Below are 10,884 nucleotides of genomic sequence, written 5' to 3'. Positions count from 1 at the left end.
GGCCGGGGGTCAGCGGCGGTCGTGGTGGGGCCACGGCCAGGCGCAGACGTGCGGCCAGTTCCTGAAGTCCGAACGGCTGGACGACGTAGTCGTCGATGCCGTTGTCGTGACCGCGCAGCCACGCGCCCATGTCGACGCGATGGGTGACGGCGATGATCGGGGCCTGCAGCTCGGTGCGCAGCCGGCGGCAGAACGCCAGCACTTCGCGGTCGACGATGCCGCATTCCAGCAGCACCACGTCCGGGAGCCGCCGCAGCGGCCCGGCCCCGGTGACGTCGGAGGCGTCCAGCACGTCGAACCCCAGCGCGGTCAGACCGCTGCTGAGTGTCCGGCTGCGCCGCCGACCCAATCCGGTGATGAGAACTCGCATACCCATACTGTCCGCCGCCGGGCTCACCATTTGCTCAACGTCGGATAGACGGGCTTGTCAACGGGGGTGTGGTGGCCCTTGAATAGATGCTGACGAGTACCCTGTGGGAACGTTCACACCCCTGGAGCGGCACCGTCAGCCCGACCATTGGTACACGGTTTCCGGTCGCCCGGGCCCACCATAGCGGAGCTGTCCGGAGACCAGCCGCCGAGCTGTCAGGTATTCGAGATAGCGGCGAGTGGTCGGCGCGCTCACCCCGGCCCGGTCGGCCAGTTCCGCGGCCGTCAGCGGCGAGGCCGCCTTCAGGATCCCGACGAGTGCGGCCAGGGTGCTGTCCGAGAGCCCCTTGGGCAACTGGGCCGGGCGCGGTGAACGCAGCCCGTCGAGCATCCGGTCCAGCTCGTCCTGTTGCAGCGCGCCGGAGTTGGCGTCGGCGGACTCCGCGGCCCGCCGGAACTCGGCGTAGGTCTCCAGCCGGGCCCGGAACGTCGAGAACTGGAACGGCTTGATCAGGTACTGCACGATCCCCAACGACACCGCGGCCCGAACCGTCGCCAGATCCCGGGCCGAGGTCACGGCGATCACGTCGGTGGCCTCGCCCCGGGCCCGCAGCGTGCGGCACAGCTCGATGCCGGTCATGTCCGGCAGGTAGACGTCCAGCAGCACCAGGTCCACCTCCCGCGCGGCCAGCACCCGCAGCGCGTCCGCGCCGGTGCGCGCGACGTCGGCGACCTCGAAGCCGGGCACGCGTTCCACGTAGACCCGGTGCGCCTCGGCGAGGACCGGATCGTCTTCGACGACCAGGGTGCGGATCACTGGCCGGCCCGCCTCGGAGTGCGTACTGCCCCCGCAGTGCGTACGTCGATCGGAATGTGGCTGTCCCTCGGGATGTGCACGTCGAACACCGCGCCGCCGCCGTCCGCCGCGGACACCGCGACGCTGCCGTGGTGCCGGTTCACGATCTGCGCGACCAGCGCCAGCCCCAGCCCGCGCCCGGCCTCGGCCTTGGTGGTGAATCCGCGCACGAACACCTCCTCGCGCAGCTCCGGCGGGATGCCGGGGCCGGTGTCGGCGACGCGGACGGTCAGGCCCGAGGCGTCGTCGGAGAGCTCGATCCAGACCCGTTTGGGCCTGTGGCCCTCGGGTCCGGCGACCGCCTCCACCGCGTTGTCGATCAGGTTGCCGACCAGCGTCACGGCGTCGGTCACCGGTAGCGGCAGCTCGCGCACCGCGCTCACCTCCCCGACGCCCAACTCGATCCCGCGCTCCCGGGCCTGGGCGACCTTACCGAGTACCAGCGCGGCCAGAACCGGTTCCTCGACCTCGGTCAGCAGCCGGTCGACCAGCTGTTGCTGGGCCGCCAGCTCGCCGGTCGCGAAGCGTACGGCCTCGCGGGCCCGGTCCAGCTCGATCAGCGTCACGACGGTGTGCAGCCGGTTCGCGGCCTCGTGGTTGGAGGCGCGCAGGGCCTCGGCGAAGCCGCGGACCGAGGCCAGTTCGTCGGTCAGCGCTTGCAGTTCCGTGCGGTCGCGCAAGGTCACCACGGTGCCGAGGTCGCGTCCCGCGCGCCGGGCCGTGGACTGGTTGACCGTCAGCACCCGGTTGTCAGTGAGGTGGATGCCGTCGGTCTCGTCGGCGCCGCCGGCCAGGACCGCGCCGAGCGAGCCGTCGACGCCGAGTTCGGCGGCGGTCCGGCCGGCGCGGGCCGCGGGCAGGTCCAGCAGTCGGACCGCTTCGTCGTTGGCCAGTATCAGTTTCCCGGCCGGGTCCAACAGCAGCAGGCCCTCGCGCATCGCGTGCATGACGGCGTCGTGGTGCTCGTAGAGCTCGGCCAGCGCGACCGGGCCCAGGCCGCGGGTCTGGCGCCGGACTCGGCGGCCGACCGCGTACGCCCCGAGGACCGCCAGCGCCAAGGCCGCCGCCGATATCCCGACCACCATCGGCAGCTGGCGGGCGAACAACGCGCTGAGCCGGTGCTGGGTGATGCCGACCGAGACCAGGCCGATGACGCGGTTCCCGGCCAGCGGGTCGCGGATCGGCACCACCGAGCGCACCGACGGGCCCAGCGAGCCCCGGTAGTTCTCGGTGAACGCCTTGCCGGCCACCGCCGGCGCGATGTGCCCGACGAAGGTCTTGCCGATCAGCGCCGGGTTCGGATGCGTGAAGCGGATACCGGCGGTGGTCATCACCACGACGAAGTCGACGCCGGCCTGCTTCTCCAGCGCGGTGGTCACCGGCAGCAGCGGGCCGGTCGGATCGGCCGTGTGCAGCGCCGCGACGGTGGACGGCGCGCCGGCGACCGCTTCGGCGGTGGACAGGACCTGGCGCCGGGCGCCGTCGTGCTCGGTGGCGCGGGCCTGGAGCACCGCGGCGACGGATCCGGCGCCGGTCAGGAGCAGCACCAGGACGCACTGCATGAGCAGTACCTGGGTGGCGATGCTGAACCGGCTCCGGAGGCGACGCATGCCCCGCAGTGTCCCCGACGATCCGTGATCGTCCAAGGTGAGCGCCGCGCCGAGGTGCGGATCGGGCAACGCGTGTTTCGCATGCGCGTAATGCGCGTAACCGCGAACGTGATCTGTGACCTGCCCCACAGTGAACGGCGTCCGTCATCCGCCCCGGCCGTTCACAGCCGTGTTCAGGGGAGCGACCCATGTCCGAAACCTCACCGCCGCCGACCCGCAGCCGCTGGTACCGGCAGCTCTACTTCTGGGTCCTGGTCGGGATCGCCGCCGGCATCGGGCTCGGCGCCGCCGCGCCCGGGGTGGCCACCCAGCTCCAGCCGCTCGGCGACAGCTTCGTGAACCTGATCCGGATGGTCATCACCCCGGTGGTGTTCGTGACCGTGGTGACCGGGATCGCCGGCGTCGGCAAACTGCGCGAGGTGGGCCGGGTCGGGATCAAGTCCCTGATCTACTTCGAGGTGCTGTCCACGGTCGCGCTGGCGATCGGGCTGCTGGTGATGGACGTGCTGCGGCCCGGGGCCGGGGTGCACGCCAAGGTGCCCAAGGCCACCGGCGCGGCCGCGGACTACATCAAGACCGGGCAGACCCAGTCCGCCTGGCACTACCTGACCGACATGGTGCCGAACAGCATCGTCGGCGCGTTCAGCACCGGCAGCGTGTTGCAGGTGCTGGTGATCGCGGTGCTGGTGGCGGTGGCGATCAAGCTGGTCGGCGCGCCGGCCGAGCCGGTGGCCCGCGGCATCGAGGTGGTCGGCAAGGTGCTGTTCAAGGTGCTGGGGATCGTCATGTACGCCGCCCCCGTCGGCGCGTTCGGCGCGATGTCGTTCACCGTCGGGAAGTACGGGCTGCACACGCTGACCAGCCTGGGCAAGCTGATGGCGGTGTTCTACGGGACCTCGGCGCTGTTCGTCATCGTGGTGCTCGGCGCGGTCGGCCTGACCCAGCAGGTCAACATCTTCAAGCTGGTGCGCTACATCGCGCCGGAGCTGCTGGTGGTGCTCGGCACCTCCTCCAGCGAGACCGTGCTGCCGCGGATCATGGACAAGTTGGAGCAGGCCGGGGTGCGGCGGGACGTGGTCGGGCTGACCGTGCCGGCCGGGTACTCGTTCAACCTGGACGGCACCTGCATCTACCTGACGCTCGGCGCGCTGTACGTCGCGCAGGCGCTGGACGTGCACCTGTCGCTGGCCCAGCAGGTGACGATCCTCGGCGTCCTGCTCCTGACCTCGAAGGGCGCGGCCGGCGTCACCGGCAGCGGGTTCATCGTGCTGGCCGCGACGCTGTCCACGGTCGGCACCATCCCGGTCGCCGGGATCATGCTGATCTTCGGCATCGACAAGTTCATGAGCGAGTGCAGAGCCCTGACAAACCTGTGCGGAACGGCCGTCGGCACCATCGTCATCGCCGGCTGGGAGGACGCATTGGACCGCGAACGGCTCTCTTCCCAGCTCAACGGGCATGGGGAGGGCTCCCCGGAACCGGTTACAGATGGTGTGGCAATTCCGGCATAACGGGGCGTAATTTCAGGGAAACCGCTGGTGAGGGCCTTAAGGGTGGTTGCCAACCGGTGGCCGGGGCTGGCAGTCTCTGAGGTGTTCACACGGGGCTGGAAGCAATCGCTGACCGGCTGGGGACGCGTCCGGCAGGCGGACGCACGAAACTTAGGGGAGCCCGATATGGCGAACTTGAATGTCACCTATGGCGAGATGCACACCGTTGCCGGTCAGCTGACGCACTTCGAGCAGCAGCTGGAAGACACCCTGCGCCAGGCGCAGGCTCTGGTCTCCAACCTGGTGCAGTCCGGCTTCGTCACCGACCAGGCGTCGAAGGCCTTCGACGCGTCGTACTCCGACTTCACCAAGGGCGCGACGCAGATGATCAGCGGTATGACCGGCATGGTCAACTACCTGAACCAGGCTGCCGACCAGCTGGAGCACACCGACACCTCGCTGGCCCAGGCGATCAAGGGCAAGTGACCCTCCGCTCGGCCCGCACGGCGGGTCGGGTGTGAGCGTCCGGCGGGCCTCTCCTTTTGGAGGGGCCCGTTTCGCTGGGTTGAGAGCAGGAGCAGAGCGTTGAACCCGACTCGGCCGGAGGCCACCGGCGGCGAGGTCCTGCGACGCCTCAAGAACCTCGGCGGCGCCAAGCGCGGGAAGCTGGAGGACTGGGGCTATCCGGTCGCGCAGCTTGCCGCGTGGGCCGCGGGCGGGGATGCGCAGGCTGATGAAGTCGACGCGCTGCTCGCCATCATCCTGAACCGCGGTGGCTATCAGCACGATGCTGATGACGTCGCGGCGGCCGAGAAGATCGGCAAGAAGCTGGGTGCCAAGATGACGCCGCACGCGTATCTGGTGGCGCAGCACAAGGCGGAGCCGTTGCCCGTCTACAACCTGCGCCCCGGGGTGGTTCCGGGGCACGGGTCCATGTCGAACAAGGCTTTGCTGGCCGTCTTCGGCGGCGTCTTCTTGGCGATCGTCATCGGCGGCGTGGTTGTCGCCGCCCTGGGCTAGCGGCTAACCGCGCTGCCGCAGGCTCTCCGTGTATCCCACGCATGCCGCGTAGTCCGGCAGCAGGCCGCTGTCCCGGGCCTCCGACAGCGAGGGCGACTTCGTGTCCCGCTCCGACAGCTGCGGTACCTCGACCTGCCAGTCGATGCCGAGCTCCGCGTCCAGCGGGTACACCCCGTGTTCGTGGCCGGGGCTGTACGTCGCCGAGCACAGGTACGTCAGGGTCGCGTCGTCGGTGAGGGCCGCGAAGCCGTGGCCCAGGCCTTCGGCGATGTAGACGGCCCTGCGGGTCTGCTCGTCGAGGCGGACGCCCTGCCACTGGCCGAAGGTCGGGGAGCCGACGCGGATGTCGGCGATCACGTCCAGGACCGCGCCGCGGGTGCAGGTGACGTACTTCGCCTGGCCCGGGGGGACGTCGGCGAAGTGGACGCCGCGCACGACGCCGGCCGCCGACACCGACAGGTTGCCCTGCCTCAGGTCCAGGGGGTGGCCGACGGCTTCGGCGAGCTGGTCGAAGCGGTACCACTCGGTGAACAGGCCGCGGGGGTCGCCGTGGAGCTGCGGGGTGATCTCCCAGGCGCCGGCGATCGACAGGGGGGCGACGTCCATGCGGGGTGCGCTCTCGTTTCCGGTAGGAGTCGGTCGGAGGATGTCGGTCAGGCAGGGTCGGTCAGAGGAGGTCGGCCAGAGGAGGTCGGCGCGGGTGCCGGTGAAGGTCCGCGCCGACGAAATGACGTGCTCGGGGAAATGACGTGCGCGGGTCAGATCGCGGGGTCGAGCAGGTGTTGCAGATACTCGCCATAGCCGCTCTTGCACAGCGGCTCGGCCAGCGCCGCCAGCTGCCGGTCGTCGATGAAACCCGAGCGCCACGCCACTTCCTCGACGCAGCCGACCTTGTACCCCTGTCGTTGTTCTATGACGCGCACGTATTCGGCGGCCTGGACGAGGGAGTCGAAGGTGCCGGTGTCGAGCCAGGCGGTGCCCCGCTCCAGCACCTGCACCTGCAACTGGCCGCGGTTCAGGTACTCGACGTTGACGCCGGTGATCTCCAGCTCGCCGCGGGCGCTGGGCTTGAGGTGCCGGGCGATCTCCACGACCTGGTTGTCGTAGAAGTACAGACCCGGGATCGCGAAGCGGGACTTGGGCTTGTCCGGCTTCTCCTCGATCGAGACGGCGTGGCCGGTCTCGTCGAACTCCACCACGCCGTACTCGCGCGGGTTGGCCACCTGGTAGGCGAAGACCACACCGCCGGCCGGCTCGGTGAGGGTGCGCAGCTGCCGGCCCAGGCCCACGCCGTGGAAGATGTTGTCGCCGAGCACCAGGGCCACCGAGTCGCCGTCGATGAACTCCTCGCCGAGGATGAAGGCCTGGGCCAGGCCGTCGGGGCGTTCCTGGGCGACGTAGCTCAGATCCAGGCCCCACTGGGAGCCGTCGCCGAGCAGCCGCTGGAACTGCACCTGGTCCTCGGGGGTGGTGATCACCAGGATCTCGTAGATGCCCGCCATCACCAGCGTGGAGAGCGGGTAGTAGATCATCGGCTTGTCGAAGACCGGCATGAGCTGTTTGGACACGCCCTTGGTGATCGGCCACAGCCGTGAGCCGGTCCCGCCGGCCAGGATGATCCCACGCATGCTGGCTACTCTAACGGCGCTTCCTCTGGTCGCCGCTCTGGTCGCCGGTTCGGCCAGCTGCTGGGAAGTGGGATTGAGGAACGGCCGGTAGCATCGCGCAGGTGAGGATTCTTGTCACCGGCGGTGCCGGGTTCATCGGCTCTGAGTATGTCCGCCAGCTCCTGTCCCGGCCCGGCTCCGCCGATTCGGTGACGGTGCTGGACGCGCTGACCTATTCGGGGGTCGAGGCCAACCTCGAGCCCGTACGCGACGATCCACGCTTCGCCTTCCGGCGCGGCGACATCCGGGACGCGGAGGTCGTGGACGCCGTCATGGCCGGGCACGACGCCGTCGTGCACTTCGCCGCCGAGTCGCACGTGGACCGCTCGATCCTGGGCGCCGGCCCGTTCGTGACCACCAACGTGGTCGGCACGCAGGTGCTGCTGGACGCCGCGCGCAAGCACAACGTGGGCCGGTTCGTGCACGTCTCCACCGACGAGGTCTACGGCTCCATCGATGAGGGCTCCTGGACCGAGGAATGGCCGCTGGCGCCGAACTCGGCGTACTCGGCCTCCAAGGCCGGCTCGGACCTGCTGGTGCTGGCCTACCACCGCACGCACAAGATGGACGTGGTCGTCACCCGCTGCTCCAACAACTACGGGCACTACCAGTTCCCGGAGAAGATGATCCCGCTGTCGGTGACCAACCTGATCGACGGCGGCACCGTCGCGCTCTACGGCGACGGCGCCAACATCCGCGACTGGCTGCACGTCTCCGACCACTGCCGCGGCATCGACCTGGCGCTGCGCCAGGGCCGGGCCGGCGAGGTCTACAACATCGGCGGCGGCACCGAGCTGAGCAACAAGGACCTGGTGCAGCTGATGCTGGACGCCACCGGCAAGGACTGGTCCTCGGTGCGCACGGTCGAGGACCGCAAGGGCCACGACCGGCGTTATTCGCTGTCCATCGACAAGATCCGGGCCGAGCTCGGCTACGAGCCGCGGGTGAGTTTCGACGAGGGCATCGCGCAGACCATCGACTGGTACAAGAACAACCGCGCGTGGTGGGAGCCGTTGAAGGCGAAGGCGGCTTTGGAGAGCGCCGGGCAGGACGCGGCGGCTGCGAACTCGGCGGCTGGGAACGCGGCGGCTGGGAACGCGGCGTCGGGGACGGCGTCGGGGTCGGAGTCGGGGAGCGCGGCCCGGTGAGCCGCCCGATCGTCATCGTGCCGGGGCGCGAGGCGCCGCGGCGCTGGCTGGTGACCGGGGCCGGCGGCCAGCTCGGCGCGGACCTGGTGGCCCTGCTGAAGGCCGAGCCGGCCGCGCAGGTGACCGCGCTGACCCGGGCCGAGCTGGACGTCACCGACGCCGCCGCGGTGACCGCCGCGGTCGACGGCCACGACATCGTGGTGAACGCCGCGGCCTGGACCGACGTCGACGGTGCCGAGACCCACGAGGCCCAGGCCACGGCGGTCAACGGCGGCGGCGTCAGCAGCCTGGCCTCGGCCTGCGCGGCCGGCGGGGCCCGGCTCATCACCGTCTCGACCGACTACGTCTTCGACGGCAAGGGCACCGCCCCCTACGCCGAATACGCGCCGACCGACCCGATCAACGCCTACGGCCGCTCCAAGCTGGTCGGCGAGCAGGCCGTGCTCGCGGTGCTGCCGGAGACCGGCTACGTGGTCCGGACCGCCTGGCTCTACGGTGCGCACGGCGCGAACTTCGTGCGCACGATGCTCCGGCTGGCCGGCGAGCGGGAGACCCTGGACGTGGTCGACGACCAGGCCGGGCAGCCGACCTGGACCGGCGCCCTGGCCGGGCAGCTGATCGCGCTGGGACTGGCGTCGGGGGCCCCGGCCGGGATCTACCACGGCACCGCCGCCGGCCAGACGACCTGGTTCGGGCTGGCCCGCGCGGTGTTCGAGGAGGCCGGGCTGGACCCCGAGCGGGTCCGGCCGACCACCTCGGACAAGTACGTGCGGCCCGCGGAGCGCCCGAAGTACAGCGTGCTCGGGCACGACCGCTGGGCCGAGGCCGGGATCCCGGAGATGGCGGACTGGCGCGCGATGCTGACCGCCAGCGGGGTGGCCGCCGCAGGTCAGCTCGGCTGAGGCCGGATTCGCCGGCCCGACCCCGGTTCGACCCCGGTTCGACCCCGGCTCGACCATTTGGACGACTTCGGGCCGGATCAAGGCCGGCAAGAGGCATTACCGGTCGGATTGTCGGACATAACGACCCCATGACCGACATGTATGACGGTGGCGACCGCGGAACCGGTAGGGCCGAGGAAATGCGCGACCGCGGGTCCGCTTACAGCGAGGGTCTCCGTGACCGCGAGGGCGGCATGCGCGATCGCGGGCCCGATCGCGGGGACCGCGGATTCGACCGCGCAGATCGCGTCGAGGCCGAGAACCCGCTCCGGATCCTCGGGCAGGCCGCGTGGCAGGCGCTGATGGTGATGGGGCTGGCGGCGATCGCCATCGGCGTGTGCGCGGTCGTCTGGCCCGGCCGCACGCTGCTGGTCCTCGGCGTGCTGTTCGGGATCTACCTGCTGATCAGCGGGGTCATGGAGATCATCGCGGCGTTCGGCGACCACATCAGCGCCGGGATGCGGGTACTGAACGTGATCGTCGGCGCGCTGTCCATCCTGCTGGGCCTGTTCTGCTTCCGGAACTCGCTGCGCAACTCGGTGCTGCTGCTCAGCCTGTGGATCGGCATCGGGTTCCTGATGTGGGGCATCGCGACCATCGCGACCAGCGCCTCGGCGCCGGCCGGAGTGGTCGGCCGGGGCTGGGGCATGTTCGCCGGCTTCATGACCATGCTGGGCGGGATCATCGTCATCTCCTGGCCCATCGGCTCCATCTTCACCCTGGCGGTCTTCACCGGGATCTGGCTGATCGCGATCGGCCTGATCGAGGTGATCCACGCCTTCACGCTGCGCGGGAAGGTACGGGGAGCGGCCGATTCCAGGTCCGGGTCGGGCAGGCACGCGACCGTCTAGACGGGCGCGCGTCAGCGCCGCACCGCCGGATGCTCGGCCCCCGCTGGGAGATAGCGGGGGTCGACGCGTTCCCGGAAGCCGTCGCGGAATCCGCGCAGCAGGGCCGGGACGTGGGTGCGGCGGCGCGGCTCGAACAGCAGCGTGTTGGTGAGGCGCTCGCCGAGGAAGACGAAGCTGGAGGCCAGGGCGCGGGGCCGGCTGGCGAAGTGGCCGCGGTGCAGGATCGAGACGTTGCGGCCGATCCAGTACAGGCGCCAGGCGGGGTAGTGGCTGTAGTGGACGGTGCGGCCGAACTTGGTGTGCACCTCGCAGGCACCGATCTCGTGCGGCAGCCGCAGCCGCCAGTCGATGACGATGCCCCAGCCCGCCCGCCGGACGTCCAGGCAGAAGGCGATGTCCACCCAGTCCAGGAACATGTCCTCGTTGAACCGCACCTTCTCCAGCACCTCGCGCCGCACCAGCATCCCGGAGGTGATGACCGCCTCCTCATCGGAAACGCCGTCGGTGCGCCGCGCGTCGGAACAGTAGTAGCGCTGGTGCTTCGGGTCCCAGGGGCTCGGCGCCGCGATCCCGACCGCCGCGTCGTCGAGGTCGGCGGCCAGGCCCGGGACGATCTCCGGCGGCAGCTCGGAGTCCTGGTCCAGGAACAGGACGGCCTCGATCTCCGGCGGCAGCTCGCGCACCGCGATGTTGAGCGCGGCGCCCAGGCCCACGTTGCGGCCGTGCGCGATGACCGTGACCCGCGGCCCGGCCAGCGCGGGAGCCGAGGAGACCGGGTCGGAGCCGTCGGCCGCGCCCGGGGTGTTGTCCACCACGATGACCGAAGCACAGCCGCGCAGCGCCGCCTCGACGGCCGCGGCGAGGCGTTCGTCGGGGTGGTAGGCGGTGAAGACGGCGGCGACGCGCATGGCGGGAAACCCACCTTTCAGTGA

General features: G+C 70.4%; 12 protein-coding genes. 6 read left to right on the top strand and 6 right to left on the bottom strand.

Annotated elements, in window-relative coordinates:
- The 3 genes from IZR01_RS16580 to IZR01_RS16570 all read right to left on the bottom strand — a co-directional run.
- On the bottom strand, positions 1–370 hold a 370-nt coding region (locus tag IZR01_RS16580), incomplete at its 3' end, for a response regulator transcription factor (RefSeq protein WP_194924376.1).
- 135 nt (positions 371–505) lie between these two features.
- Positions 506–1,186 carry a response regulator gene (locus IZR01_RS16575; RefSeq protein WP_194891680.1) on the bottom strand — a complete coding sequence of 227 codons (681 nt, stop codon included), beginning with the start codon at positions 1,184–1,186 and terminating at the stop codon, positions 506–508.
- Entirely contained in the window at positions 1,183–2,835 is a 1,653-nt protein-coding gene (locus IZR01_RS16570) for a sensor histidine kinase (RefSeq protein ID WP_194924375.1), read from the bottom strand. The genes IZR01_RS16575 and IZR01_RS16570 overlap by 4 nt, the downstream gene beginning before the upstream one ends.
- A gap of 188 nt (positions 2,836–3,023) precedes the next feature.
- On the opposite strand from IZR01_RS16570, the gene dctA reads away from it, so the two are divergent.
- The 3 genes from dctA (at position 3,024) to IZR01_RS16555 (ending at position 5,345) form a co-directional block, all read left to right on the top strand.
- Complete coding sequence (dctA, locus tag IZR01_RS16565; RefSeq protein WP_194924374.1) at positions 3,024–4,346, top strand: C4-dicarboxylate transporter DctA; 1,323 nt, start codon at positions 3,024–3,026, stop codon at positions 4,344–4,346.
- A gap of 165 nt (positions 4,347–4,511) precedes the next feature.
- Entirely contained in the window at positions 4,512–4,811 is a 300-nt protein-coding gene (locus IZR01_RS16560) for a WXG100 family type VII secretion target (protein WP_194891677.1), read from the top strand.
- Positions 4,812–4,910: 99 nt separating this feature from the next.
- Positions 4,911–5,345 (top strand): hypothetical protein, encoded by a 435-nt coding sequence (locus IZR01_RS16555; RefSeq protein WP_194891676.1) that lies wholly within the window; start codon positions 4,911–4,913, stop codon positions 5,343–5,345.
- 3 nt (positions 5,346–5,348) lie between these two features.
- Here IZR01_RS16555 and IZR01_RS16550 read toward each other — a convergent pair whose 3' ends face one another.
- Both IZR01_RS16550 and rfbA read right to left on the bottom strand, forming a co-directional pair.
- A complete protein-coding gene (locus IZR01_RS16550; protein ID WP_194924373.1) occupies positions 5,349–5,951 on the bottom strand; it encodes a dTDP-4-dehydrorhamnose 3,5-epimerase family protein in 603 nt (200 codons plus the stop codon).
- Positions 5,952–6,103: 152 nt separating this feature from the next.
- The gene (gene rfbA, locus IZR01_RS16545; protein WP_194891674.1) at positions 6,104–6,973 is read right to left on the bottom strand and encodes a glucose-1-phosphate thymidylyltransferase RfbA; all 870 of its coding nucleotides are present in this window, start codon (positions 6,971–6,973) and stop codon (positions 6,104–6,106) included.
- A gap of 101 nt (positions 6,974–7,074) precedes the next feature.
- Here rfbA and rfbB point away from each other — a divergent pair, with 101 nt between their 5' ends.
- The 3 genes from rfbB (at position 7,075) to IZR01_RS16530 (ending at position 9,952) form a co-directional block, all read left to right on the top strand.
- A complete protein-coding gene (gene rfbB / locus IZR01_RS16540) occupies positions 7,075–8,160 on the top strand; it encodes a dTDP-glucose 4,6-dehydratase (protein WP_323747025.1) in 1,086 nt (361 codons plus the stop codon).
- The gene (rfbD, locus tag IZR01_RS16535; RefSeq protein ID WP_194891673.1) at positions 8,157–9,062 is read left to right on the top strand and encodes a dTDP-4-dehydrorhamnose reductase; all 906 of its coding nucleotides are present in this window, start codon (positions 8,157–8,159) and stop codon (positions 9,060–9,062) included. Before rfbB ends, rfbD begins: the two co-directional genes overlap by 4 nt.
- A 128-nt stretch (positions 9,063–9,190) precedes the next feature.
- Entirely contained in the window at positions 9,191–9,952 is a 762-nt protein-coding gene (locus IZR01_RS16530) for a DUF308 domain-containing protein (protein ID WP_228553848.1), read from the top strand.
- An 11-nt stretch (positions 9,953–9,963) separates the two neighbouring features.
- Here the strand turns inward: IZR01_RS16530 and IZR01_RS16525 are convergent, their stop codons facing one another.
- Positions 9,964–10,860: a glycosyltransferase gene (locus tag IZR01_RS16525; protein WP_194924372.1), complete on the bottom strand. Its 897-nt coding sequence runs from the start codon at positions 10,858–10,860 to the stop codon at positions 9,964–9,966.
- Positions 10,861–10,884: the final 24 nt, after the last annotated feature.

The organism is Catenulispora pinisilvae (assembly GCF_015356865.1).
Taxonomy (GTDB): Bacteria; Actinomycetota; Actinomycetes; order Streptomycetales; family Catenulisporaceae; genus Catenulispora; species Catenulispora pinisilvae.
This window is presented reverse-complemented; position numbering and strand designations above follow the sequence as displayed.

Excerpts from the sequence above, each read along its gene's own strand:
- IZR01_RS16550 (WP_194924373.1), bottom strand. The coding sequence starts at position 5,951 with ATGGACGTCGCCCCCCTGTCGATCGCCGGCGCCTGGGAGATCACCCCG.
- dctA (WP_194924374.1), top strand. The coding sequence starts at position 3,024 with ATGTCCGAAACCTCACCGCCGCCGACCCGCAGCCGCTGGTACCGGCAG.
- IZR01_RS16530 (WP_228553848.1), top strand. The coding sequence starts at position 9,191 with ATGACCGACATGTATGACGGTGGCGACCGCGGAACCGGTAGGGCCGAG.
- rfbA (WP_194891674.1), bottom strand. The coding sequence starts at position 6,973 with ATGCGTGGGATCATCCTGGCCGGCGGGACCGGCTCACGGCTGTGGCCG.
- IZR01_RS16525 (WP_194924372.1), bottom strand. The coding sequence starts at position 10,860 with ATGCGCGTCGCCGCCGTCTTCACCGCCTACCACCCCGACGAACGCCTC.
- IZR01_RS16570 (WP_194924375.1), bottom strand. The coding sequence starts at position 2,835 with ATGCGTCGCCTCCGGAGCCGGTTCAGCATCGCCACCCAGGTACTGCTC.
- IZR01_RS16560 (WP_194891677.1), top strand. The coding sequence starts at position 4,512 with ATGGCGAACTTGAATGTCACCTATGGCGAGATGCACACCGTTGCCGGT.